The organism is Cerasibacillus terrae, assembly GCF_008039555.1.
GTDB classification, from domain to species: domain Bacteria; phylum Bacillota; class Bacilli; order Bacillales; family Amphibacillaceae; genus Cerasibacillus; species Cerasibacillus terrae.
Genome location: NZ_VDUW01000005.1, coordinates 66,447 through 90,463, shown reverse-complemented (window position 1 = coordinate 90,463; position 24,017 = coordinate 66,447). Strand labels below are relative to the sequence as shown.

23 protein-coding genes are annotated in these 24,017 nt (G+C 36.4%); 15 read left to right on the top strand and 8 right to left on the bottom strand.

Features of this window, described 5'->3' with window-relative positions; all coding sequences use genetic code 11:
- Positions 1 to 13 precede the first annotated feature (13 nt).
- On the bottom strand, positions 14 to 1,114 hold the full coding sequence (gene proB, locus FHP05_RS08930) for a glutamate 5-kinase (RefSeq protein WP_147667229.1): 1,101 nt from the start codon (positions 1,112 to 1,114) through the stop codon (positions 14 to 16).
- Positions 1,115 to 1,544: 430 nt separating this feature from the next.
- Positions 1,545 to 2,972 (bottom strand): FAD-binding oxidoreductase, encoded by a 1,428-nt coding sequence (locus FHP05_RS08925; RefSeq protein WP_147667227.1) that lies wholly within the window; start codon positions 2,970 to 2,972, stop codon positions 1,545 to 1,547.
- A gap of 570 nt (positions 2,973 to 3,542) precedes the next feature.
- Between FHP05_RS08925 and FHP05_RS08920 the strand changes: the two genes are divergently transcribed.
- Positions 3,543 to 4,538 (top strand): arsenic resistance protein, encoded by a 996-nt coding sequence (locus FHP05_RS08920; RefSeq protein ID WP_147667439.1) that lies wholly within the window; start codon positions 3,543 to 3,545, stop codon positions 4,536 to 4,538.
- A 151-nt stretch (positions 4,539 to 4,689) separates the two neighbouring features.
- On the opposite strand, the gene FHP05_RS08915 is transcribed toward FHP05_RS08920, so the two are convergent.
- Both FHP05_RS08915 and FHP05_RS08910 read right to left on the bottom strand, forming a co-directional pair.
- Positions 4,690 to 4,860 (bottom strand): YfhD family protein, encoded by a 171-nt coding sequence (locus tag FHP05_RS08915; RefSeq protein ID WP_147667225.1) that lies wholly within the window; start codon positions 4,858 to 4,860, stop codon positions 4,690 to 4,692.
- Between the two features lie 71 nt (positions 4,861 to 4,931).
- Complete coding sequence (locus FHP05_RS08910) at positions 4,932 to 5,729, bottom strand: TIGR00266 family protein (protein WP_147667223.1); 798 nt, start codon at positions 5,727 to 5,729, stop codon at positions 4,932 to 4,934.
- Between the two features lie 152 nt (positions 5,730 to 5,881).
- Here FHP05_RS08910 and FHP05_RS08905 point away from each other — a divergent pair, with 152 nt between their 5' ends.
- From FHP05_RS08905 to FHP05_RS08870, 8 genes are all read left to right on the top strand, one after another.
- Positions 5,882 to 7,711, top strand: coding sequence for a MotA/TolQ/ExbB proton channel family protein (locus tag FHP05_RS08905; protein ID WP_147667221.1), 1,830 nt, complete (start codon positions 5,882 to 5,884; stop codon positions 7,709 to 7,711).
- Positions 7,701 to 8,393: an OmpA family protein gene (locus tag FHP05_RS08900; RefSeq protein WP_147667219.1), complete on the top strand. Its 693-nt coding sequence runs from the start codon at positions 7,701 to 7,703 to the stop codon at positions 8,391 to 8,393. The genes FHP05_RS08905 and FHP05_RS08900 overlap by 11 nt, the downstream gene beginning before the upstream one ends.
- Positions 8,394 to 8,611: 218 nt before the next feature.
- Positions 8,612 to 9,148: a hypothetical protein gene (locus FHP05_RS08895; protein WP_147667218.1), complete on the top strand. Its 537-nt coding sequence runs from the start codon at positions 8,612 to 8,614 to the stop codon at positions 9,146 to 9,148.
- A 251-nt stretch (positions 9,149 to 9,399) separates the two neighbouring features.
- On the top strand, positions 9,400 to 10,305 hold the full coding sequence (locus FHP05_RS08890) for a hypothetical protein (protein ID WP_147667216.1): 906 nt from the start codon (positions 9,400 to 9,402) through the stop codon (positions 10,303 to 10,305).
- A gap of 15 nt (positions 10,306 to 10,320) precedes the next feature.
- On the top strand, positions 10,321 to 10,974 hold the full coding sequence (locus FHP05_RS08885) for a DUF4129 domain-containing protein (protein ID WP_147667214.1): 654 nt from the start codon (positions 10,321 to 10,323) through the stop codon (positions 10,972 to 10,974).
- Complete coding sequence (locus FHP05_RS08880; RefSeq protein WP_147667212.1) at positions 10,971 to 12,089, top strand: DUF4350 domain-containing protein; 1,119 nt, start codon at positions 10,971 to 10,973, stop codon at positions 12,087 to 12,089. Before FHP05_RS08885 ends, FHP05_RS08880 begins: the two co-directional genes overlap by 4 nt.
- 56 nt (positions 12,090 to 12,145) lie before the next feature.
- Positions 12,146 to 13,015 (top strand): AAA family ATPase, encoded by an 870-nt coding sequence (locus FHP05_RS08875; protein WP_407923431.1) that lies wholly within the window; start codon positions 12,146 to 12,148, stop codon positions 13,013 to 13,015.
- Complete coding sequence (locus FHP05_RS08870) at positions 12,966 to 14,327, top strand: DUF58 domain-containing protein (protein ID WP_230973971.1); 1,362 nt, start codon at positions 12,966 to 12,968, stop codon at positions 14,325 to 14,327. The genes FHP05_RS08875 and FHP05_RS08870 overlap by 50 nt, the downstream gene beginning before the upstream one ends.
- A gap of 49 nt (positions 14,328 to 14,376) precedes the next feature.
- Here the strand turns inward: FHP05_RS08870 and FHP05_RS08865 are convergent, their stop codons facing one another.
- On the bottom strand, positions 14,377 to 15,345 hold the full coding sequence (locus FHP05_RS08865) for a stage II sporulation protein M (protein WP_147667208.1): 969 nt from the start codon (positions 15,343 to 15,345) through the stop codon (positions 14,377 to 14,379).
- A gap of 188 nt (positions 15,346 to 15,533) precedes the next feature.
- Here FHP05_RS08865 and FHP05_RS08860 point away from each other — a divergent pair, with 188 nt between their 5' ends.
- The 6 genes from FHP05_RS08860 to FHP05_RS08835 all read left to right on the top strand — a co-directional run bounded on the left by FHP05_RS08860 (position 15,534) and on the right by FHP05_RS08835 (position 21,023).
- Positions 15,534 to 16,343, top strand: a complete 810-nt coding sequence (locus FHP05_RS08860; protein ID WP_147667206.1) for an RDD family protein — start codon at positions 15,534 to 15,536, stop codon at positions 16,341 to 16,343.
- Positions 16,344 to 16,465: 122 nt separating this feature from the next.
- A complete protein-coding gene (locus FHP05_RS08855) occupies positions 16,466 to 17,077 on the top strand; it encodes a nucleoside/nucleotide kinase family protein (RefSeq protein WP_147667204.1) in 612 nt (203 codons plus the stop codon).
- A gap of 126 nt (positions 17,078 to 17,203) precedes the next feature.
- Positions 17,204 to 17,650, top strand: a complete 447-nt coding sequence (locus FHP05_RS08850) for a hypothetical protein (protein ID WP_147667202.1) — start codon at positions 17,204 to 17,206, stop codon at positions 17,648 to 17,650.
- Between the two features lie 274 nt (positions 17,651 to 17,924).
- Positions 17,925 to 19,796 carry an anaerobic ribonucleoside triphosphate reductase gene (locus tag FHP05_RS08845; protein WP_147667200.1) on the top strand — a complete coding sequence of 624 codons (1,872 nt, stop codon included), beginning with the start codon at positions 17,925 to 17,927 and terminating at the stop codon, positions 19,794 to 19,796.
- A complete protein-coding gene (nrdG, locus tag FHP05_RS08840) occupies positions 19,793 to 20,242 on the top strand; it encodes an anaerobic ribonucleoside-triphosphate reductase activating protein (protein ID WP_147667198.1) in 450 nt (149 codons plus the stop codon). Before FHP05_RS08845 ends, nrdG begins: the two co-directional genes overlap by 4 nt.
- A gap of 154 nt (positions 20,243 to 20,396) precedes the next feature.
- A complete protein-coding gene (locus FHP05_RS08835; protein WP_147667196.1) occupies positions 20,397 to 21,023 on the top strand; it encodes a DUF3298 and DUF4163 domain-containing protein in 627 nt (208 codons plus the stop codon).
- Between the two features lie 600 nt (positions 21,024 to 21,623).
- On the opposite strand, the gene FHP05_RS08830 is transcribed toward FHP05_RS08835, so the two are convergent.
- The 3 genes from FHP05_RS08830 to FHP05_RS08820 form a co-directional block, all read right to left on the bottom strand.
- Positions 21,624 to 22,019 (bottom strand): reverse transcriptase-like protein, encoded by a 396-nt coding sequence (locus FHP05_RS08830; protein ID WP_147667194.1) that lies wholly within the window; start codon positions 22,017 to 22,019, stop codon positions 21,624 to 21,626.
- 124 nt (positions 22,020 to 22,143) lie between these two features.
- On the bottom strand, positions 22,144 to 23,217 hold the full coding sequence (locus tag FHP05_RS08825) for an ABC transporter substrate-binding protein (RefSeq protein ID WP_147667192.1): 1,074 nt from the start codon (positions 23,215 to 23,217) through the stop codon (positions 22,144 to 22,146).
- Positions 23,214 to 24,017 carry an ABC transporter permease gene (locus FHP05_RS08820; RefSeq protein WP_147667191.1) on the bottom strand — a complete coding sequence of 268 codons (804 nt, stop codon included), beginning with the start codon at positions 24,015 to 24,017 and terminating at the stop codon, positions 23,214 to 23,216. Before FHP05_RS08820 ends, FHP05_RS08825 begins: the two co-directional genes overlap by 4 nt.

Here is a 24,017-nt window from a genome sequence, read left to right as displayed (position 1 = left end):
AATTTTACTGGGTTTAAACTTCTACCCAATGGTCTCGATGGATAATTTCAATACTAGGTACAAATTTATTTTTAACTTGTTTATCATGGAGTTTTCGAACGTATTCTTGTAAATCGTTTGAGGAATAGGTAACAACACCCTTGCCTAATAACCCGTTGACACTGTGGACTTCCACGACATCTCCTTTTTCGAATGTCCCTTTTACTTTAAAAACACCGGCTGGGAGTAAACTTTTTCCTCTATTTAGAATGGCATCTTCTGCACCTTCATCAATATATAGTTTTCCTACTGCTTCGGAATGGAGGGCGATCCATTGACGTTTTGTGTTGATGGATCCTAGTCTATGCTTCATGATATATGTACCATCACCATTTCCTTTCATGATTTCCGAAAATTTATTCCTACCTTGGCCAATACCAATAAAAACTGGTACTCCTAAAGAGGAAGCGGTTTTGGCTGCCAGAAGCTTGGATTTCATTCCACCTGTTCCGACTTTAGATCCTGATCCTTCTGCGTTTTTTAGTAGATCTTCTGTAATCACTTCTATGTGGTCAAGCCTTTTAGCTGTTGGATAGATTTGTGGGTTTTGGTCATACAGTCCATTGATATCTGTTAAAATAATTAGCATATCTGCGTGAATGAATCCACTCACAAGAGCTGAGAGCATATCATTGTCTCCGAATGTGAGTTCATCGACTGAAACGGTGTCATTTTCATTAATAATTGGGATTAATCCCCGGTCTAATAGTTCTGTGATGGTCTGAAATGCATTTCGATAACGTGAACGATTAGAAAAATCATGTTTTGTTAATAAAATTTGAGCAGGGGTGATGTGAAATTCATGCAATAGTTCTGTATAAGATTGGATGAGTAAACTCTGCCCAACTGCAGCTGCTGCTTGTTTTCCCTTTAATGTAACGGGACGAGATGGGTATCCTAAACTGGTGAAACCTGCTGCGACTGCTCCGGATGAAACTAAAATAACTTCGTGCTTTTCCTCTTTAAGTGCTGCTATTGCATTAACATGATCCTGTAATTTGATCACATCAATTTCTCCATAATCATTGGTTAACGAGCTGCTGCCGATTTTGATAACAATTCGTTGTTTTTGCATGAAATGAACTCCTGTAAAAGTAATTTTTATAAAAAAAAGAAAAGTTCCCCCATCCTTTTATAAAGGACGAAAGAACTTTACTTCCGCGGTACCACCATAAATTGAGTGTGCGATACACTCCACTTTTTCTTATAACGCTAGATAGCGCCTATGTTTATAGGACTCGGATGGCAGGTTCAGCGAGATTCTCGTGACAAAGTCTTTCAGCTAATAAACTTTGCTCTCTAACACAGAATGAATCGCTTATTAGTCCACCGTCAATGTTCATGTTTTTTTATTTTCATACTATTTATAATATTATGCTGAAAAAGTAAGAGAATGTCAAGCGTTTTTTTCCTATTAGGTCTTTAGTTAGGATTCTTATACATTGATGATAAAAATAATGAATGGTTCTATCATTTGCATCTAATCCCCACGAAACAGCTAGCATTTAAATTTTGTTATCTAATGAGTGGCTTTTCTCTGAAATGATAATTTCTTCTTCATCGATTTTTATTAATTTCCCCTTATTCAAGATATTATTTGGATCAAGTACTTTTTTTATTTGTTGCATTACTTTGTAGGATTCTCCATGTTCTTTTTCTTGATATTTCAGTTTCCCGATACCAACACCATGTTCTCCTGTGCATGTTCCTCCGCGTTTCAATGCATACATAACCAACTGTTCATTGAACCTATTTGCTTTTTTCAGTTCTTCTTCATTATCCATATCAATCATAAGTAACACATGGAAGTTTCCATCTCCAACATGTCCAACAATTCCACCAGGTAATCCGGTAATATCTAAATTTTCACGTGCATACATGATGGCGTTTGCTAATTCAGAAATGGGTACACAGACATCCGTTCCCATCGATTTCCTTCCTGGATATCCATGAATAAATGCATATGCTAAATTGTGACGTGCTTCCCATAGCTTTTGCCTTTCGTGATTATCTTTTTCAAAAATTATTTCTTGACATTGATGTTCTTGGACAATTGCTTTCATAAACTCGACGTCTTCATTTAACCCAGCTTCATTTCCATGAAATTCCATAAATAACGTAGGTCCAACATAGTAATCTGTCTCGCTATGTATATTTACTTGGTGAATAGAGGCTTCATCGACTAGTTCGATTCGGGCAACGGGAATTCCTGCTTGTAAAATAGAAACAACAGCCTCTGTCGCATCATTTATCGATGGAAAAGATGCCCTTGCTGCTAAAACGTGCTCTGGAATGCCATGAACTTTTAATGTTAATTCGGTAAAACAACCAAGAATTCCTTCAGATCCTGTAAAAAGTCCATTTAGATGTAGTCCTGAAGCAGATTTTGCAGCTTGATTCCCTGTTTCAATAATCGTCCCATCAGCGAGCACAACTTCTAAGTTACGTACTTGATCACGCATGACACCATATTTTACAGCGGTTGTTCCACTTGCATTTGTTGCCGCCATCCCGCCTAATGTTGCATCAGCACCAGGATCAACAGAAAAGAATAGGCCGTATTTTTTTAATTCCTTATTCAGCTGTGTTCTTGTCACACCAGGCTCTACGCGAACAAGGAAATCATCTTCTTTAATTTCTATTATTTTATTCATCAGGGAGAAATCAATCGAGATTCCATTATGATAGGGAATCACATGCCCTTCTAAGCTCGTTCCAAGTCCAAACGGTACAACAGGTACATGGTTTTTATTAGCTATTTTCATAATCTCACTAACTTGGTTCCTATTCTCTGGGAAAACAACGACATCCGGTAGGCTTTCTTTATGATAAGATTCATCTGTACCATGCAATTGACGCAAATTTTCATTTGTTGATACATTTTTTTCTGGTAATATTTGTTTTAATTTTTCGACTAGCTGTTTAGTTGTCATATGTAATATGTCCACTCCTTCTAAGTTTCTTATTGATGTATTTAAATTTAAATTTATCGCGTATTAACTGGCTGTAAGACCTTCACATCAAGAATTCGAGCTACTCAAGATTAAAAGTGAAGGATCAACAGCCAGTAAAGGCCCGATTCGTTCAACTAACAATCAGTGGGAGAAGAAGAAAACTCCCACTGATTGAAGTTTCACTTTATGATAAATTATATGTTTTCAGTTAAATTAATATTATGAATAGTATATAGATTCATCATAAAAAATGCAATCTTACTAGTGTAATGATGTGTAAGAAGTTGGATTTGGGGAGGGTAGGGGAATTAAATCAAGGCAATAGAGGTATGGAGATGAGTTGATACAGTTAGGAGTAGTACAGCTGAATAAGAAACTCTAAAGCGAAGAAGCTGCTTGGGGATAAGCTTGGTTCAATGCATACCGCAAATCCATTTGACTTGTTACAAACTAATTTATTGACAATTTTAAGGAGAATGATTATATTTCTTGGTATACCCTACATAGTATTATGTGTAGATTAAAAAAGAAGAATCATTCAGCATGAACATGAAAAAGTTGTATACTTTTCCAAAGCGAAATTTGCTTATTAGTGTTCCGCTTGTATTAGTTGCGGGATTTGTGATTGGTGCGTTTGTTGACACGAGTTTTTTACAACCAACGATTCTGTATGGAACAATTATTATGATTTATGCAACGATGGTTGGTTTTCAATTAAAGGAGCTTACTTCGCTTAAGGGATCTAAAGTACTTGTATTGTCATTGATTATTAATTTCGCTATTATTCCGCTTGTTGCTTTTCTTTTAGGGAAAGGACTCTTACAGGATTATCCAATCATGTTTGCTGGACTGGCCTTGTCTTCTTTACTTCCAACAAGTGGGATGACGATTTCATGGACAGCAATTCATAAAGGGAATGTGCCAGCAGCGGTGAAGTTGACCGTGTTTGGCTTAATTTTAGGTTCTTTATTAACCCCATGGTATTTATTAGCGATGGTTGGTCAATATGTAGATGTGAATATTCTAGAGACATTTAAAACGATTGCTTTTGTCGTTTTTTTACCGATGCTACTTGGCCATATCACATATAAATTCATGTTGAAAAAATATACCCCTGAAGAATTTAAAAAAGGAGTAAAACCAAGTTTTGCACCTTTAAGCATATGGGCGATGTTGTATGTTATTTTCGTAAGCATTAGTATGAAGGCAAAGATGATTATTGAAAACTTACAACTTATTGCTATAGCACTTGTTGTTCTGATTGTTTTCTATCTATTAAACTATGTCATTAGCACGGTTGTTGCGAAGAAATTCCTGAATCGTGAGGATGGAATTGCACTTGTAAATGGTACCGTGTTACGAAATTTATCGATTGCCATTGGACTTGCTGCAACATCATTTGGGGCAGAGGCAGCATTAATTGTGACACTTGCCTTTATTGTTCAACAACAAAGCATTACTTATTATGGAAAATTAGCGAATAAGTATTGGTTTAAACCAGATATTTCAAAAAGGGAGAAGGGGTCATTAAAAGCTACAGTGTAGATGAAAATTTATGGATTAGATGAAGGTTATAAAATTTGGGCAGTTTATCTAAAGTGGGGACTACTCTAATATTATTTGGAGAAATACATTATAAAAAAAGTGGTTCATATAAACGTGAAATCTTTTGTTTACATGAACCACTCTTATTTGTTTATTTCTTTTTCCTGCGTTTACCTGCAGCATTTGCCCTTGCCTGTGCTTCTTTGTCATCATGGTCAGCGAGTTCCTCTGAAAACTCGATATCCTTTCCGTCAGCAATTTGATTTTTCGGAGTTTGTGCAAGAAAGCTGTTTTTTGATTTCTTATGTTCGTCTTTACCCATATTTATCACCTCATAAAAATATTTACTGGCTTAGTATGTGTAAAGATTTTCATTTAATGATAAAAAAGTTGTTATTTTCGATCGCCACCAAAAATGTTGTACAATCCATCGGCGATGCTTCCTTCTCCTTTGGAACCTCCTCGTTCAGGAGCTGCTGCAAATACTTTACTTGCAAGTCTGCTAAATGGCAGTGATTGAACCCAAGCCGTTCCCGGTCCACGAAGTGTTGCGAAAAACAGTCCCTCACCACCAAACAATGCTGTCTTGATTCCACCAACAAATTCGATATTATAGTCTATTCCACCTGTCATCGCAACAAGACAACCTGTATCAACTCGTAATGTTTCTCCTGCTTTGAGTTCTCTTTTGTGAATGGTACCTCCAGCGTGGACAAAAGCCATACCATCACCTTCAAGTTTTTGCATGATAAAACCTTCTCCACCGAAAAAGCCTGTTCCAATTTTACGTTGGAATTCAATGCCAACGGAAACACCTTTCGCTGCTGCCAAGAATGCATCTTTTTGACAGATTAATTTTCCATTTAATACACTTAAATCCATCGGGATAATTTTTCCGGGGTAAGGGGAGGCAAAGGATACGTGTTTTTTACCAGCTCCTTCATTTGTGAATGTTGTCATAAACAGGCTTTCGCCAGTAATCACACGTTTCCCCGCACCTAGAAGTTTCCCCATAAATCCTGTACCTTGTTTTTTCGAACCATCTCCGAAGATTGTCTCCATCCGGATGTGATCATCCATCATCATTAAACTTCCTGCTTCAGCAATAACTGTCTCCTGTGGGTCCAATTCAACTTCTACAAATTGCATGTCATCTCCATATAACTTGTAGTCAATTTCGTGATTATTCATCATCCCAGCCCCTTTTGCTTATTAGTATATATACGTTTTTAAAATATATAGGTTTCACCTTTTAAATATACATGATTAGTCAAGCTGTGAATATACATATATGAGGGTACGATTGCTGTTGTGAAAATAGGTCAGAATGAGGAGGCAAATAAATGGTGCAAGGAATCCTTGAACTATTTACAAGTAGAGAAAAGGCAGAAGCGATTTTAACGAGTCCAATGATTGAATTGATTTTTATCGTTTTATTTGTTGTGTTTATATTAACGGTTGCTATTCATTTACTTTTGTTTGTGAAACTGAAAAAAATCAGACAGTATGTAAAAGAAACAGGGCGAATGGACATGGAACCATTAAAGGAGTTTAGAAAAGTATTTGATAATAGACAACAGGAAGAATCTATTAATGTGGAGACGTTTGTTCAGGAGCGGTTTTCGGATTGGCGAGTTTTTCATATCCCTGTCATTCATTTGATTAAAATGATTCAGAGTATGGTTTCTGTTTTTATTTTACTCGGTGTATTGGGAACGTTTATCGGATTAACAATCTCATTAAGTGAGATGGACATTAGCGGGGATGCAATGATTGAAAATGTGGCAGGTGTTTTATCGGGGATTGATGTTGCTTTTTATACAAGTATTGTCGGGATGTCATTTTCATTGGTCACGACTTTGCTCATCAAAATATTGAATACGGAATATATGTTAACAGATATTATGCTTGTGGTAGAGTCTCTTTTAGAAGGGGATGAACAGCACGGGATGAATCGTTTGATTGATGTTTCTGAAACGATTCATCAGGCAATCCACAGTCTGCAAGAGACGAATCAACAATCCCTTCAAGAAATGGTTGCTTCCTTTACAGGATTTCGTGATTATACGACGGGTCTAGAACAATCTGCAAAGGATTTGGCCGCTTTTAATGAAGGATTGTCGGGAAATTTACAGGATTTCCAAGAGTTATTTCAGCAGATGAAGATAGTGACGGAGGGTTTTAGTGCAGGGACAAATAAGTTAAATGAAAATTTCGCTTCTTTGTTTACATATTTTAAAAAAGCGGACCGAAAAAACGAACGGATGATTGCGGCTTTTGAACATACGAATGAAAAGGTGCAAGACACTGTGGATAAACAAGTGAAGGCTTTTATAAATTTCGAGGAATCAATGGAGGACTTAAAGGGCTTTGTGACGGCAGTAAAAGAGGAACAGGAATCCATTCGTCAATCATATGACAATTTCTTAAGCCAACAGACAGAACTTGTCGATATGATGAATCAGCATAATCAAGAATTTAAACGTATTTTTGGAAATGATGTTAGTGCGAAACTTGGTGGAATTTCCTCTCATTTAGGAGATCTCCGTCAAGGATTCAATCAGCTTGGAGGTGCGGTTAATCAATTACCACAAGCATTAGAGGTAATTAATCAAACACAGGCGGAATATAAGCATTTATTGTCCAATCGTTTTCAAGAATTAGAGGAATTTAATCGGAAGTTTAGCCGTCATTTGGAAAATCATCGAGCACAGTCTATTGCGCTTGAAAAGCATATCCAAGAGGCTTCTAATACTTATGAGCAACTAGGGGTGAAGAATAATCAGTTAATCCAAGAGATTCAAACGACTACATCTCAAGCAAATCAATCCATTCATAATCGGGAAAGAGAGTTAGATGTAAGTGTTGGAGTCTTGAAGGATAGCCTTTCTAACTATATCAGTAGTTTAGAAGGAACGCTTGGTGACCGGTTAGATCATGTAGTACGACAATTTGGTGATTCGATGGACAGAACAGGGGAAGGCATGAAGCGGGAAGTGATGGATATAGGCCGGATGACAGAAGAAATGCAGCGGAATTATTTCCGCTCTATTCAGCAACTTTTGCAAGAATTAGGTCGTGAGTTTCAATCACTTCACCGAGAGTTGCAATCAGCTCGTCAGCTAACATCTTCTATCGATAATCCAGTGGGGATGAACCGAGATGAATTCTAAATACAAACGATTACTCAAAACTAATCAGGAAGAGGGGCAATTTTGGCCGTCATTTACCGATTTACTGACGACGATTTTATTATGTTTTATGCTGTTTTTTATAATTATGATGGTGATCAAATCGATACAAATTAAGGATATGAAAAAGACATTGGATCAAATCATGGGTGTACGCTCCCAATTGGTAAATGATTTAAAAGATGAATTTAGTGATTTGGATAAAGGTATTGAAGTAGATGAAAAGACTGGTGCGATTATCTTTCAGACGGAAATTTTATTTGACTACAATGAATCTACTTTACATCCAGACGCATATGAATTATTGGATGCATTTATCCCAAAGTATTTAAATGTCTTATTAGAAAGTGGTTATGAGGATTATATTGCTGAAGTTATTATCGAAGGACATACAGACCGTGATGGCTCTTATGTATACAATTTAGAATTAGCACAAGAACGTGCACTAGGTGTCGCGAAATATGTTTTAGGAGATTCTTTTCCAGATAAAAAAATACAAAAAGAACTAGAAGAAAAGCTGACCGTAAATAGTAAGTCATATGCTGATGAACGAACAGATGAAAAAGGGAATTATACAGCAGATGCATCACGAAGAGTAGAATTTAAGTTTCGGTTAAAAGATGAAGAAATTTTAAATAAAACGAGGGAGATATTGGGGGAATAAGTTTTAATAAAGGTGTTTTAAGAAAATCCAAACAGATTAAAAATACGGGGCACGACTTGAAGGTTGTTACATACATTATATATTGAGTATGTGACAGCGGGCCGCGTTCCCGAAATTTTGAATTTGAGCGTATTCGGTCATGCGGTATCGTGCCGCATTACTATAATTTCAGTTTTATGCTTTTTAAGAATTTAAAAAGAATAAGGAAGAGATGAACGATGAAGAGGTTGCTTTTAGCAAGTATCATGGTGTTCATGCTGATTGTATCGGGATGTAGTATGTCAATTGGGAAAAAAGCGGATGAAGAGACAATGGAAGATTTGAATTTACAAATTTTAAAAGCAGATGAAGAGGCTGGTTTGACTTTTGAAAATTCCCCCATTTACAGTGAGTTACAGGATTTGGTTGAATCAGATCCGAAGTTAGGCTATCCGAATGATTTTACTCTATATCCACTTGACATTGTAACGTATGAAGATGGTAGGGATGCCATTCTTTTTTTAGGAGTAAACCGGCTAGATGATCCAATAAAGAATATGTCATTTAAACTAACACTTGGTGAAAAGAACGGGGAATACATATGGAAAGGGCTAGAGGTAGATTTACCTGAAGAACTAGCTGGTGTACTAGAATCAGATAGTTCGATTCCAGTTTTCCTCGAAATTTCATCAGAACAAGGAGAAACCTTTAAAAAATTAACAGATGACAATATGGATATAGCTATCGATAAATTCGATATGGATGTCGTGAAGTAAAGGTGTAATCAATTGATGTAAATCCATACAATTTTAAGAGTAAAGGGGACAATGAATGAACCCTTTACTCTTTTTGCTTTAATCAAGTTTTTAAAATGAAAAATAAAATGAATCTAATCATATTCCTTATCGTATGAATATAAGTGGGTGATTATTTCTGGATGGGAAGGAAAATATTGCTAAATCCCTATAGACAGAAAATACCCAAATAGGATAATCTTAAGATAAGACAAAAATTAGGAGGTTAATGTATGCGAGATTCGAAGTTTAATAGGCCGAAATCGTTTGGTGAAATCTTAGATCATACGTTTCGTTTAAGTAAAACGCATTTCAAGGATTTCTTTATGGTCATGCTGTTGTTTATGGGTCCTGTTTATCTATTGCAGGCACTGATTGAATTATCATCAGGAGTGAATTTTATAAGGGATATGACCGTTTCTGAAAATTTCTCTGATATCTTTATGAATTTGGAGGACGGCTCTCTTGAAACAGAAATAGGGGCCGGTGACACAGTTGCTGGGTTTTTAACCATTTTCCTTGGACCAATGGTTAGTGGAAGTATCCTATTGATGGTTGACCGGATTCGAAAAGGTGAGGAATTTGCTTTAAAAGCGATTATTAAGCAAACTTTTTCCCGTTATGGTGGAATGTTAGGGAGTACGCTTTTATTTGGTTTAATAGTGTTTGCTATTACATTTGTTGTTTTGATTGTATGGTTTGTTTTAATTTTCGTTTTAGTAGCTAATGCAGATGTTCTAGGGTTTATCATTGGTATTTTATTTATTCTTGGCGCTGTGATTGGGTTTGGTCTATTGTTTACACGTTGGAGTTTTTATTTTGGTTCGGTTGTCTTTCGTGAAGGAACACCTGGGTTTGGTAGAAGCTGGAGATTAACAAAGGGAAGAGCATGGAAGACATTCGGGCTTTATATTGTTTTCATATTAATTATCATGGTGATTACTGCTGTTTTAGAAATGACGGTTGGTCTTGTTTTAGGAACTAGTGTCCTATATTCCATTCTTACTAATATCGCTTTAATGTTTACAACTCTGATTTTCTCCGTAGGTTATGCTGTCATGTTCTTTGATTTAAAAATCCGTCACGATGCAGATGACTTAAAAGATATGATTGCAGATTATGATGAAAAGACGGAATAAGTTGGGTGATGGTGCATGCTTGATGCGGAAAAGGCGAAAGAACAAATAGCAGATATACTTCGTAAAGAGGAGTACCGTGTATATAATCAACAGAATGAAGGCTTGTTGGCCTCCTTATGGAATAAAGCAAAAGAATGGCTGGTTGAACAGCTCATGAAGCTGTTTCCATCTGCAGAGACGGCAGGCAGTGTTGCGAACTTCATTATTGTTATCATTCTTTTGGTAGTTATTATTTTAATAGGGATTGGAATTTACTTTTTCATACGATATCGGGGTAAGAATAAGCGATTGCGTGACCGGTCTCCTTTACAAAATTTGGCTGAGAAAGATTGGACATATCAAATGCATGTTCAAGAAGCTAAAAGAACAGAAGATATACAAGCGTATACATTGGCAGCACGACATTTGTTTTTAGCACTACTTTTATATTTTCATGAACAAGAATGGCTTGAAAGGCGTATTTGGAAAACAAATTGGGAATATTATGCAGAATTAAAAAGTGTTCATAAAGAGTGGGCAGAGGCTTTTTATCGAATGGCAAAAGTATTTGATGAAATAACCTATGGAGAAAGGAAATTAACGAAAGAGGAATATATGGATTATCGCAAACAGGTAATGAAGAGGTTACAGAAATCAGGGGAGGGAGAAGGGAGTGTTATGAAAGGGTGAAACCATTAGGAAATAAACGATTGTGGATCGGCTTTGTGATTCTACTTGCATTGTTTTTCATCGGAAGTTTTTTTCTACAACCGAGTAAACCAAAGGAATATCCTGCATATGTTTCCGAATCTCCTTCTCCCACTGGTGTGAAAGCTTTTTATACATATTTGCATCGAGAAAAAGATGTGAAGAGATGGTCACGTTCTCCAGATAAATTAGTATCTGAAGAGGATCAATTATTGGTGATGGTTGAACCAGTTTCCATGCTAGACGAAGACGAGAAGAAAGCATATATCGAGTTTATGGAAACAGGAAATACGATTCTTCTGTTTAGTAAGAATCCGGAAGATTTATTTGAATTAGATACAGAGCTGGTTCCTGTATCGAACGGTGAAGAAATTCTTAATCAAAATAAAGAGGAGTTTAACGCTGATTTTCCAACATATCGATTACTGACTGAAGTGAGTGATAAGGAACTATTATATGATGTGGATGGTGTTATTGCCTTAAAGCGTAACTTTGGAGCAGGAGAGTTAATTGTGGCTACTACTCCAAACTGGTTACAAAACGGGATGATCACAAAACATGATCATATTCCGCTCATTATTCAATTAATCAATGAAGCAGCAGTAGATAAAATCCTGTTTGATGAATATATACATAAGGCAGACGAAGAGTTATCTATTTATGAGAGCTATCCACTGTGGTTCTTACTTGTGTTACTTCAAGGTGGAATATTTACCATTTTAGGCCTATGGTATCGCGGAAAACGCTTTGGACCAATTTATACGGTGCGAGAAGATACGGTTCGATTTAGTGATGAGGGAATCCGTGCGTTAGCTGCTTGGTATGTACGCGGGGCTAATTATCATGATTCACTCGTGATTCAAGCAGATTATGTGAAAACATTACTTCAAGATCGTTGGCATATTCCATATCAAAAGGAATGGATTGATATGGAGGATGTGCTAAAGAAAAAATGGAAACAAGAGGATAAACAGGCTATTCAATCTTTCCTAGTTAGGTTAACAGATGTATTAAATAAGAAAAATATTAGTAAACAAGAATATTTATTATGGTCTAAAAGATTAGACCAATTACGAATAGAGGTGGAGGAGTATTGAAACAAGAAATCCATACATTATTAGAGCGCTATGAAGAGCGTATCTTAGGGCAACAGATGAATTTAAGGTTGTTATTATGTGCCATTGTTTCGGGTGGTCATGTGTTATTAGAAGGGGTGCCAGGAACAGGGAAAACGAAGATGGTTCGCACATTGGCTGACCTTTTGGGAGGTTCTTTTCAGCGAATTCAATTTACCCCGGATTTACTACCAAGTGATATTACGGGAAGTATGATCTATAACATGAAACAGGGTTCGTTTGAAACGTTGAAAGGACCTATTTTTACGAATGTTTTACTAGCAGATGAGATTAACCGGACACCTGCGAAAACACAGGCTGCTCTTCTTGAAGCGATGGAAGAAAAGCAAGTAACCATTCAAGGGAAAACATATACATTACCAGACGTGTTTTTTGTTGTGGCGACACAGAATCCAATTGAATTTGAAGGGACTTATCCTCTTCCGGAGGCCCAACAAGATAGATTTTTATTTAAATTATTGATAGACTTTCCATCATTTGAAGAAGAAAAAAAGGTGTTAGAAAAAGTGATTACAAATGATTTTCAAAAGGAATCACTTTCTAGCTTGCTTGATATGGATACCTTCTTATTGATACGAAAAGAGATGGAAAAAGTAATGATACAAGATTCTATCTATGAATATATTTTACAAATTGTCCGTAGAACACGGGAAACAGAGGAGATTCGTTTTGGTGCAAGTACAAGAGCTGGAATTTCAATTGGAAAAGCGGCCCGGGCATGGGCGTATTTAGAAGGGAGAGACTATGTGACACCAGATGATGTGAAAGTGGTTGTAAAGCCTGCTCTAAGACATCGAATTCAATTATCCCCACATATAGAATTGGAGGGAGCGACCATTGACCAAATTATTGAAGAAATGGTGGGCTCGATTCCTGTTCCAAGATAGGGGAATCATCCCTTCAGCACGTTTATTACTCTTATACGGGATTTTCTCTATTGTACTCATTGGTTTCGGAATATGGATAGAGATTCCTTGGTATTTGATTTTCTCTATTAATATTCTTTTTCTGTTAGGAACTTTCATCGATTTGTTTTATTTACCGAAACGAAAAGATGTGATATGCGAGCGAAACTTTCCCAAGGATATGGAAAGAGGTATTGTCTATCCCATTGAAGTGAGTGTGATCAATAAATCTCGACACCCTTTTTCCTATCTGATGGTAGATGGATTACCGAAAACTTTTAAACGAGTTTTTCCAGTAAAGGGGAAATGTCAAGCGAAATCAACCGTAATACATACCTACGAAACAATGGCAGCAGAAAGAGGTAAGTACGAGGTTGGGAAATTATATGTACGAATCCGAAGTTTTCTTGGATTGTGGCAAAGGCAAATCACATTCGATATGACCGAAGAAGTGAAAGTAATTCCTGATTTAACCGAGACAAAAAGATATTTAGAGGATACCCAAAAATATCTATTATATGAAGGAACAGTCATTCGTAAACAACAAAGTGGTATGGGTGAATTCGCACAAATTCGCCATTATGTTGTTGGGGATGACCCACGCCTAATTAATTGGCGACAAACGGCTAAACTCCAAGAAGTGATGACAAATGATTATGAACCAGAACATGGGAAATATGTAACGATTTTAATTGATTGTGGACGGATGATGGGCGCGGAATTACCTAAGGGAAATCGATTGGAAAAGGTATTGGAAGCAGCAATGACAGTAGCTGCTGCAGCCCTTGAAAAAGGGGATTATGTATCTGTTGTTGCGTTTTCCAAAGAAGTGAAAGTTTTTGTTCCACCTGGAAAGGGAATGAATCATCTACAAACCATTCTCCATGCAGTCTATGACCTTCAAGTTGATCCAGTGGAATCAAATTATGCTCAAGTGTTATCCTATGTGGAAACCCATCAAAAAAAGCGTAGTTTACTATTATTATTTAGTGATGTCCGTACTTTTTTATATGAAAGAAATGCTCTTATCTATTTACAACGCTTAAGACAACGCCATTTATTTTTAATGATTGGGATTCAGGACCATGTTTTGCAACGGATTGTACAAATTAAACCAACTGATATTGAAAAGACAATGCAAAAAAGCATGGCCCAAAAGCAAATACTTTTTAAGCGAAACGAAAAGGCAAAGTGGGAAAGACGTGGCATGTTAATGATTGAGGCGCGTGAGGAAAAATTAGCAGCAACAGCCGTTTCTCTTTATATGGATGTATTGAATCGGCAGTTGATTTAAGTAAGAGGATAACTCCTTACTTAGAATGAGAAGGAGTTATCCTCTTGTTTTATGGATTTTCTGTTTTAGCTAGTAATTTTCTTTTCCCAATCCATACATATAGAATAAGGCCAATGAGGGTTAGGAAAGCAACCAAATATTTTAATTCTAGTGATATGTTTGCCGGTGTAATAAATCCTTCGATGATTCCAGCGATAATAAATAATGGGATCGTACCGATGATTAACTGAACAGAGCGCTTTGCTTGGACTTTTAATTGATACATTCTAGAGTAATTTCCTGGTACAAAGAATTTATAACCCATTAGTATACCTGCACCACCAGCAATGAAAATGGCGGTTAATTCAATGACACCATGTGGTAAAATATACGCCCAGAATACATATGATTTCCCATGTTGCCAAAATATCGCAGCAAGAGCACCGATAATAATGCCATTATAAATCATTACATAGACAGTTAATAAGCCAAGGGTGATTCCACCAGCAAAAGCTAAGAAGGCAACCTGAATATTGTTTGTCATAATACTTGCTGACATCATAGTAGCGGGAACTTGTTGATTTCCCTCGCCAAGGCTTTCGGGATCAACTCCTTGTAAAATTTCTTGTGGTAGAATGGCCGTAAGATTCTTAGGGTCTTCAAGAGCCGCGAAAAAGGCCCCTGCTGCACCAAGTGTAAATAAAAGCATAGCAATAATAGCGGCTGTTCGTTGTTCGAGTAGTAGTTTTATAAAAGTCATTGTGAAAAAAACTTTTATTTGCCTCGTGCTTGTAACCTGGTCTTTATATAATAGATTATGTGATTTAGCAACAAGTCCGTTTAAATAAGCGGTCACATCATTGTTTGGAAAATAGGTTTGTGAGTAGGAAAGATTTTGGGCCGCCTGTTGGTATAATTGATGAAATTGATCAATTTCTTTACCAGAAATTCGTCGTTTTCTTTTATGTAAATGTTGAATCGAATGTTCTAGTTGTTCCCAATTATCTTTATGTTGAAGAACAAACTGTTTGATATTCATAAAACACCTCTTTTAATCTGTATGATTCGTTTCAAAAATTGTGTAAGCGAAAAAACATGTTCCGTTCCTGGTGTTAGTTTTTCTTTAATGGCATGCAATTTTAAGTGAATGCATCTTTATCTATTATAATCGCATTTTCGGAAAATAGAAATATCTTTTAGGAAATTTTTAGAAATGGGAGGATGAAAATGGGGAAAGACCAAATTGGTATTAAAACACCGGAATTTGTGTCATTACAATTCCAATTAGCTGGTCTAGGGAGTAGGGCAGCTGCAGTTATCATTGATTATTCTATTTTAACAATCGTAAACATTGTGATTTTTTTATCATTTATTTTTATGATGCATGGAGGTTCAGAATCGTTCTTCTTTTTCTCACCTAATGCAGAATCGGTTTTTTCTGGAATTGTTATCATCATATTATTTTTGCTTCAATGGGGATATTTTGTTTTCATGGAATATTTCACTGGCGGAAGAACAATAGGAAAAAAGATTATCGGAATTCGTGTTATTCGCGAAAATGGCCATGGCATTACTTTTTTATCAAGTATCATTCGTAATCTTCTTCGTATCATAGACATACTTCCTTTTGGTTATTTTATTGGGATGGTCATGGTGTTCTTTCATCCGAAACATAAGCGAATTGGTGATCTAGTTGGAGGAACCATTGTTGTTCATGAAAGGAAAAAGAAAGGGAAGAAAAAAATGACCCCAATTGAAAAAGAAATAGAAAAACGTGGTATCGTTACAGAGAATTACCCGGTAGAAGATTGGGCATTAAAATCTATTGAAGAAAAGGACTGGAATCTACTAAAAACTTATAGTGAACGGTTCCCTAGCCTGTCTATCTCTGAGCGCTATTCATTAACCGGAGACGTGGCGAAAATTGTTTTTCCAAAAGTTGGCTGGGATATCACTGGAAAAACAAATGAAGATTTGGAAAATGGTTTATTGGCTTTGTATGAAATAGTTAGAGAAGAATGGGAGTATGATTGGTAATTTCTTGGAAAAGAGAAGGATTTAATATTGATAAAAATATGAGCTAGATGATTTTGAAGAAAATAGGAATTGTATTGAGACTGTGACTGCTTTTTATTTTAAGAGAATGTGGAGGTCTCTATATGGAAACGATTATTCGTGATATTGTCCATCAACGAGAAAAAAACAAACCATTTATTATTGGGATTGACGGACTTGGTGGAGCAGGGAAGACGACGTGCGCTAAGTGTTTGCAGCATGCCTTGATATCAAAAGGGATGAAAGTGGTTTTACTACATATGGACGATTTTATTCATCCAAAGCGTATTCGATACAATCATGAGAAAGCTGATTGGCATTGTTATTATTATTTACAATGGCGTTATGATTATATACTTAAAAATATCTTAAAACCAATTCAGCTTGGCGAGGAAATCCATTGTACCGTTGAAATCTATGATAAATTTCAAGATAACTATTTTCTAAAGCAGCTAGATATTGATAATCAAACCATCCTCATTATAGAAGGAGTGTTTATCCAGCGCCCTTTATTAAGAGATTATTTTCATTATGTTATATATTTACATGTTTCAAAAGAAAAAAGGCTGAAGCGAGTTCTTAAAAGGGATACGTATATTGGAGATTGGTCCATGATTTTAGAAAAATACGAGAATCGCTATTTTCCAGCTGAAGATATATATGTTTCCCAATGTTGTCCTGATGAGAAAGCAGATTATGTCGTGGGCAAAGTGTAAAACGGTAACGGTGGATGCTGCCGCGTGCCCGAAACAGTAAATAAAGTGAAAAACGGTAACGGTGGATGCTGCCGCGTTCCCGAAACAGAAAAATAGGCGGAAAACGGTAACGGTGGATGTTCCTGCGTGCCTGAAACAGTAAAAAAGGCGGAAAACGGTAACGGTGGATGCTGCCGCGTGCCCGAAACAGTAAAGAAAGTGGAAAACGGTAACGGTGGACGCTGCCGCGTGCCCGAAACAGTAAAGAAAGCGGAAAACGGTAACGGTGGGCGTTGCCGCGTGCCCGGAACATCTAAAAAGGCGAAAATCGGTAACGGTGCTTGCTGCCGCGTGCCCGAAACAGTAAAAAAGGCGGGAAACGGTAACGGTGGATGCTTCCGCGTGCCCGAAACAGTAAAGAAAGCGGAAAACGGTAACGGTGGATGCTGCCGCGTGCCCGAAACAGTAAAGAAAGCGGAAAACGGTAACGGTGGATGCTGCCGCGTGCCCGAAACAGCCAAGAAAGCGAAAAACGGTAACGCGGCGCAGTCCCCACGTTCCCGATACAGGAAAGAATCCGAGATTTGGTCATGATAGGATATCCTACATTCTCAAAACCGTATAGAAATAGAAAAGGGATCTCATGAATTATTAGCAATTTCTCCATTTTCCTCGATTCGTTACATATCTCACAAAAGTAATGAAAATAGTGGAAAAACCTACTTATAACTTCACTATTCCCTCACATTTGTTCCCTCTTTTTTATGTTACCATTAATTCATATGCAATATATAGTGTTTTTCATTATTATAATACTACATATAGTATCTAGATATTCGGTGAAGATAATTTGGAGGGGAATTAAGGGATGGCAAAATTAGCAGAGAATATTCAACAAGAGAGTGAATTGGTTGCTACCTTTTCAGAAATTGTTGAGGTGAAAAATCAAGATTTACTTCAAGAGAATGCGAATGTAGATGGTCAATCACCAATGGGACAGATGGGGAAATTCGCATCCGAAAGTAGTAAGTATTATGCAAAGGAATTTTTACTACATCCGAAAGTAAGACAAGCAATTGAAGAAAACTATTTACATCCACATGATTTGGATTTTTATACAACAGGGACAACGACATGCTGTCAGATACCATTGGGAAAATTATTAAAGGATGGCTTTAATACAGGGCATGGTCATATGAGAGAACCTGCAAATATTACAAGTGCTATGGCATTGGCGTCAATTGTTTTTCAAGCGAATCAAAACATGCAACATGGTGGGCAAAGTTATCCGATGTTTGATTTTGATTTGGCACCATATGTGCGCAAGACATTTGAAAAGCATTTACAAAAAATACGTTCTTATCCAACGACATGGACAGATGAAGAAATAACAAAACAGGCTTGGAAAGAAACGGAGAAAGATGTGTATCAAGCATGTGAGGCTTTCATTCATAATTGTAATAGCATGCATTCAAGAGGGGGCGGGCAAGTTCCATTTGTTTCAATTAATTACGGAACAGATACATCGAAAGAAGGACGTCTTCTCGTTAAAAATTTATTGCTTGCAACACAGGCTGGTTTGGGAAATGGTGAGACGCCAATTTTTCCAATTCAAATTTTTAAAATGAAACAAGGTATCAATTTTTCAGAGAATGATCCGAACTACGATTTATATCAATTAGCATTACAAACAACTGCTAAACGATTATTTCCTAATTTTAGTTTTATTGATTCCACATTTAATGCACAGTATTATGATGGCACACCAGAATCAGAGGTGTCCTATATGGGATGTCGGACAAGGGTGATGTCTAATGTTCATGGAGAGGAAAATAGTATTAGCCGCGGAAATTTATCGTTTACCTCTATCAATTTAGTGAAAATCGCTTTGACATCCAATACAGTGGACATGTTTATGAATCAATTAAATCATTATATCGATATCGGCATTCATCAACTGTTGGACCGATTTGATTTTCAAATAAAGAAACAAGCAAAGAATTTCTCATTTCTATATAGTCAACATGTGTGGAAAGATAGTGAAACCCTAAAAGAAGAAGATACATTAGAAGAAGTGTTGAAACACGGGACATTAAGTTTAGGATTTATTGGACTGGCAGAGGCCCTAGTTGCTTTAACAGGAAAACATCATGGAGAAAATGAAGAATCCTATGAATTAGGACTAGAAATAATCCGTATGATGCGAAAACGGATGGATGACGCAACCAAAAAGCATCATTTGAATTTCACTTTGATTGCAACACCAGCAGAAGGGTTATCAGGGAAATTCACAAAACGAGATCAAGCCGAATTTGGTAAAATCCCTGGTGTCACCAATCGCGATTATTATACAAATTCTTTCCATGTCCCTGTATATTATCCAATTAAAGCAGTTGACAAAATCAATAAGGAAGGTCCTTTTCATGCATTATGTAATGCAGGACATATTTCTTATATTGAATGTGATGGAGATGTTTCGAAAAATACCCAAGCCCTTGATCAAATTGTAAAAGCAATGGCAACAGCGAATATGGGGTATGGCTCCATTAATCACCCAGTTGACCGTTGTAAAGCGTGTGGACATGTGGGAATTATTGATAATGCATGTCCAGAATGTAAAAATGAAGATGAAAATTTAATTGAACGAATTAGACGTATTACCGGATACTTGGTCGGAGATATGACAAAGTGGAATTCTGCAAAATATCGTGAAGAACAAGAAAGGGTTAAACATCAATGAAGGTGATGAACATTTTACATGATTCCGTAGTAGATGGTGAAGGACTCCGTACCGTTATTTTCTTTGCCGGCTGCCCACATCATTGTCCAGGTTGCCATAATCCATCTAGTTGGAAAATGACGAATGGAAAGGAAATGTCTATTGATGAAATTTTTGAGGAAGTGGCAAGTAACCCACTAACAGATGTAACCTTTTCCGGTGGAGAACCATTTATTCAGGCGAAACAATTAGTGGATTTAGCACAAAAAATTAAGGATCTTGGTAAAAACATTTGGATTTATAGTGGTTTTACATATGAGGAAATTATCAATTCTAGAGATCCATATAAAAAAGAATTGCTTGAAATATGCGATGTATTAGTGGATGGTAAATTTATTTTAGCAGAAAGGGATTTGTCATTATTGTTTCGTGGAAGTAGGAATCAGCGGATTATTGAATTACAGTAGATTATCTTTGATAAGGATTTATCATTTTTTAGAAAAATAAACTTCAAGATACAGATGGGGATTCCTGTCTGTATTTTTTTGCTGTTAAATAATAATATGGACATTTTTCTCCTATGTGAATATGCTATTACATAGTGAAAAAAGGGGGAATAACATGTTCCAACCAGTATTACCTGTATCCATTCAGACAATGGTGATTCAATATAATGGAATAAAAATTTATTACCCACAAGTTGTTGGTTTAGTTAATTTAGCTGTTCAGCAAAAAATAAATAAGAAAATATATGAAACTGTCCAGGCATTATGGCAAGATCAATTTGATCAACAAGGTGCCGATAAATTTCAAGAAATGCTTGGGACGTTTGAAATAAAGACGAATGAACGGAATGTACTTAGTTTGCTGTTCACTAATTATGCTTATGCCGCTTACCATGCACATGGTTTGACTTTGGTAAAGTCGCTTAATTTTGATGTAAAGACAGGCAAAAACTATCAATTACATGAACTGTTTCAGTCGAATAGTGATTATAAAAAAGTGTTAACAAGGAATGTCAAACAACAAATTCAAGAGAGAAATATTGATGTGTTTGAAGATAAGGAAGTTATGGTTTCGTCGAATCAAGATTACTATATAGCCGATAAAGCACTTGTATTATTTTATCAACTTTATGAAATAACACCGTACTATGTAGGAATTCCAATGTTCCCGATTTCTGTTTATGAGCTAGAAGATATAATTCGTGAAGGTACTCCTCTTGAGAGAATGCTGAGTTCTTTATGATGTAAGTTTCACTTTACCGCAGATTAACTGGCTGTAAGACCTCCACATCAAGAAATCAAGATGCTGAGGAATTATAAGTGGAGGATCAACAGCCAGTAAAGGCCCGATTCGTTCAACTAACAATCAGTGGGGGATGAAGAGAGCTTCCACTGATTGAAGTTTCACTTTACCGCAGATTAACTGGCTGTAAGACCTCCACATCAAGAAATCAAGATGCTGAGGAATTATAAGTGGAGGATCAACAGCCAGTAAAGGCCCGATTCGTTCAACTAACAATCAGTGGGGGATAAAGAGAGCTCCCACTGATTGAAGTTTCACTTTACCGCAGATTAACTGGCTGTAAGACCTCCATATCAAGAATTCAAGATGCTGAGGAATTATAAGTGGAGGATCAACAGCCAGTAAAAGCCCGATTCGTTCAACTAACAATCAGTGGGGGATGAAGAGAGCTTCCACTGATTGAAGTTTCACTTTATCAGTTGCTTAAAAGCAATAAGCTGGAATAACTTAAATATTACATGAAACAAATAAATCCGTGGAGAAAATATGTGCGACTAAGATTCTGATGGGGAAAATCGTTGGAATCTTAGTCTTATTTGTCTAATGAAGTTGTGTTTGAATTGCTTCTTTTGCTAATATGTCTGCATGTTTGTTCTCCTGATTTGGTATCCATTTGATAAAAAAATAAGGAAAGTCCTTTTTAGCTGTATTGATTGTTTCAAGTAATGGCTGGAAAGTTTTATTTTTTGTGAAATCTTTTTCAATCGTATCCACAACAATTTTAGAATCAGAACGGAAGGAAAGGATTTCATTAGGAAATTTTTCTTTACAAATTTCCAAGGCTTTTATCACAGCATGAAACTCTGCCTCATGATTAGAACAACTACCTAGAGGGATCGCGTGTTTTTCTTCTTTTTTATTTGCCTTGATATAAATTCCTGCACCGCTTATCCCTGGATTTCCATTCGCTGCCCCATCCGTATATACTTCAATCATTAATATTCGAACTCCTTTGGCTGGCTATATACTGTGATTATACATGAAACGAGAAAGGAAGTGGATTGATAGCTGCTTTACCGCAGCTAACAATCCCCCATGAAGAACCGCACATCAAATATCATTACTTTCCATACATTTTAAATTCTAAAAATAAATCATTATAGGTTGCAAGATTCTTTTTCCCGAGGTTTTCATATACTTCTAACTTCTTAGTTAGTGCTGGTGGTGGATAAAAGCGTTCGTCTTCCACCATTTCTGAATCGATATATTTTAATGCTTCCTTATTTGGTGTGGAGTAAGCTACATATTCGGTGTTCTGGGCTGCTATTTTTGGGTCAAGCATGAAATTAATGAATTGATGCGCTGCTTCCACATTTTTAGCTGTTTTAGGTATGACGATGTTGTCAAACCATAGATTAGATCCTTCTTCTGGGATGACGTAATCAATCGCATCATTTTCAAACATAATATCGGCAGCATCTCCTGACCAAATAACAGCTACGGCTGCTTCATTGTTTTGCATGAGTAATTTATTTTCATCGCCAACAATAGCTTTTACATTCGGTGTTAGTTGACTTAATTTTTCATATGCTTCCTTTAAATGTTTCGGGTTTGTATCATTTAAAGAATATCCAAGACTATTTAATCCCATGCCAATTATTTCACGAGCGCCATCAATGAGAATGATTTCATTTTTTAAAGCCGGATCCCATAAATCATTCCAACTGTTAAATTCTTTGTTAGGAAGAAGTTTTGTATTATAAGTGATGCCAACCGTTCCCCAAAAATATGGAATTGAATATTTATTTCCTGGATCGAAGGGAAGGTCCATAAATCGTTCATCAATATATTTTAAATTTGGCAATTTTTCATGTTCTAAAGGCATTAGTAATTTTTCTTGACGCATCTTATCAATCATATATTCAGACGGAACAGCAATGTCATAGGTCGTTCCTCCTTGTTCAATTTTTGTCATCATGGCCTCATTCGAATCAAATGTTTCATAGATAACTGTTATTCCTGTTTCCTTTTCAAAACGCTCAATCAATGTTTGGTCAATATAGTCACCCCAATTAAAAATGGTGAGGATATTTTGGCTGGAATGACCTTGATATTGATTAAAATGAAAAATAAAATACAAGATTACAGCGGATACAAGGAGGCCTGATAGGAAAAGAATCTGTAATTTTCTCATTTACGAACCCCCATTGTTTTGAGATTACTTCGTTGCTGTAAAAGAAAGTACACGATCACGAGTGCTATTGTAAATAAGAATAAAACAGCAGATAATGCGTTGATATTCAAGGAAATCCCGCGCCGTGCTAAAGAGTAAATCTCTACAGAAAGTGTAGAAAAACCATTTCCTGTAACGAAAAAGGTAACTGCAAAATCATCTAAGGAATAGGTTAGCGCCATAAAGAACCCAGCAAATATTCCTGGTGTGATATAAGGTAAGATGACTTTCGTTAAAATTTGCCAATTATTTGCACCTAAATCTCGAGCTGCGTCCATTAATGTTGGATTCATTTCTGTTAGTTTTGGTAAAACAAGTAGGACGACAATCGGAATACTGAAAGCAATATGGGATAAAAGTACAGAAATAAAGCCGAGTTTGATTCCGCCAATTGTAAATAAGATTAAAAAAGATGCACCAATAATAACATCTGGACTAACCATCAAGACATTATTCAATGAAAGGAGGGTGTTCCTCGTTTTCCTCTGTTTATAAGAATGAATGGCTAACGCCCCGAAGATACCGACTATTGTCGCGACCAGAGAAGATAAAATGGCTATTGCAAATGTGTTTAAAACAATAAGAAAAAGTCTCATATCCTTGAATAAATCTCTATACCAATCCAATGTAAAACCTTTAAAACTCCCCATGGTTCCACCACTATTAAAAGAATAAAAAATTAAGAAAAGGATTGGTGTATAAAGGAGAAGAAAAATTAGAATCAAGTATATTTTGGCAAAGGAGGAAGATTTATTATGCAC

Coding starts and splice junctions, on each gene's coding strand:
- FHP05_RS08865 (WP_147667208.1), bottom strand. CDS start 15,345: ATGAATATCAAACAGTTTGTTCTTCAACATAAAGATAATTGGGAACAA.
- FHP05_RS08825 (WP_147667192.1), bottom strand. CDS start 23,217: ATGAGAAAATTACAGATTCTTTTCCTATCAGGCCTCCTTGTATCCGCT.
- FHP05_RS08855 (WP_147667204.1), top strand. CDS start 16,466: ATGGAAACGATTATTCGTGATATTGTCCATCAACGAGAAAAAAACAAA.
- nrdG (WP_147667198.1), top strand. CDS start 19,793: ATGAAGGTGATGAACATTTTACATGATTCCGTAGTAGATGGTGAAGGA.
- FHP05_RS08860 (WP_147667206.1), top strand. CDS start 15,534: ATGGGGAAAGACCAAATTGGTATTAAAACACCGGAATTTGTGTCATTA.
- FHP05_RS08890 (WP_147667216.1), top strand. CDS start 9,400: ATGCGAGATTCGAAGTTTAATAGGCCGAAATCGTTTGGTGAAATCTTA.
- FHP05_RS08875 (WP_407923431.1), top strand. CDS start 12,146: ATGAATTTAAGGTTGTTATTATGTGCCATTGTTTCGGGTGGTCATGTG.
- FHP05_RS08830 (WP_147667194.1), bottom strand. CDS start 22,019: ATGATTGAAGTATATACGGATGGGGCAGCGAATGGAAATCCAGGGATA.
- FHP05_RS08895 (WP_147667218.1), top strand. CDS start 8,612: ATGAAGAGGTTGCTTTTAGCAAGTATCATGGTGTTCATGCTGATTGTA.
- FHP05_RS08925 (WP_147667227.1), bottom strand. CDS start 2,972: ATGACAACTAAACAGCTAGTCGAAAAATTAAAACAAATATTACCAGAA.
- FHP05_RS08920 (WP_147667439.1), top strand. CDS start 3,543: ATGAAAAAGTTGTATACTTTTCCAAAGCGAAATTTGCTTATTAGTGTT.
- FHP05_RS08885 (WP_147667214.1), top strand. CDS start 10,321: ATGCTTGATGCGGAAAAGGCGAAAGAACAAATAGCAGATATACTTCGT.
- FHP05_RS08845 (WP_147667200.1), top strand. CDS start 17,925: ATGGCAAAATTAGCAGAGAATATTCAACAAGAGAGTGAATTGGTTGCT.
- proB (WP_147667229.1), bottom strand. CDS start 1,114: ATGCAAAAACAACGAATTGTTATCAAAATCGGCAGCAGCTCGTTAACC.
- FHP05_RS08910 (WP_147667223.1), bottom strand. CDS start 5,729: ATGAATAATCACGAAATTGACTACAAGTTATATGGAGATGACATGCAA.
- FHP05_RS08905 (WP_147667221.1), top strand. CDS start 5,882: ATGGTGCAAGGAATCCTTGAACTATTTACAAGTAGAGAAAAGGCAGAA.
- FHP05_RS08915 (WP_147667225.1), bottom strand. CDS start 4,860: ATGGGTAAAGACGAACATAAGAAATCAAAAAACAGCTTTCTTGCACAA.
- FHP05_RS08835 (WP_147667196.1), top strand. CDS start 20,397: ATGTTCCAACCAGTATTACCTGTATCCATTCAGACAATGGTGATTCAA.
- FHP05_RS08900 (WP_147667219.1), top strand. CDS start 7,701: ATGAATTCTAAATACAAACGATTACTCAAAACTAATCAGGAAGAGGGG.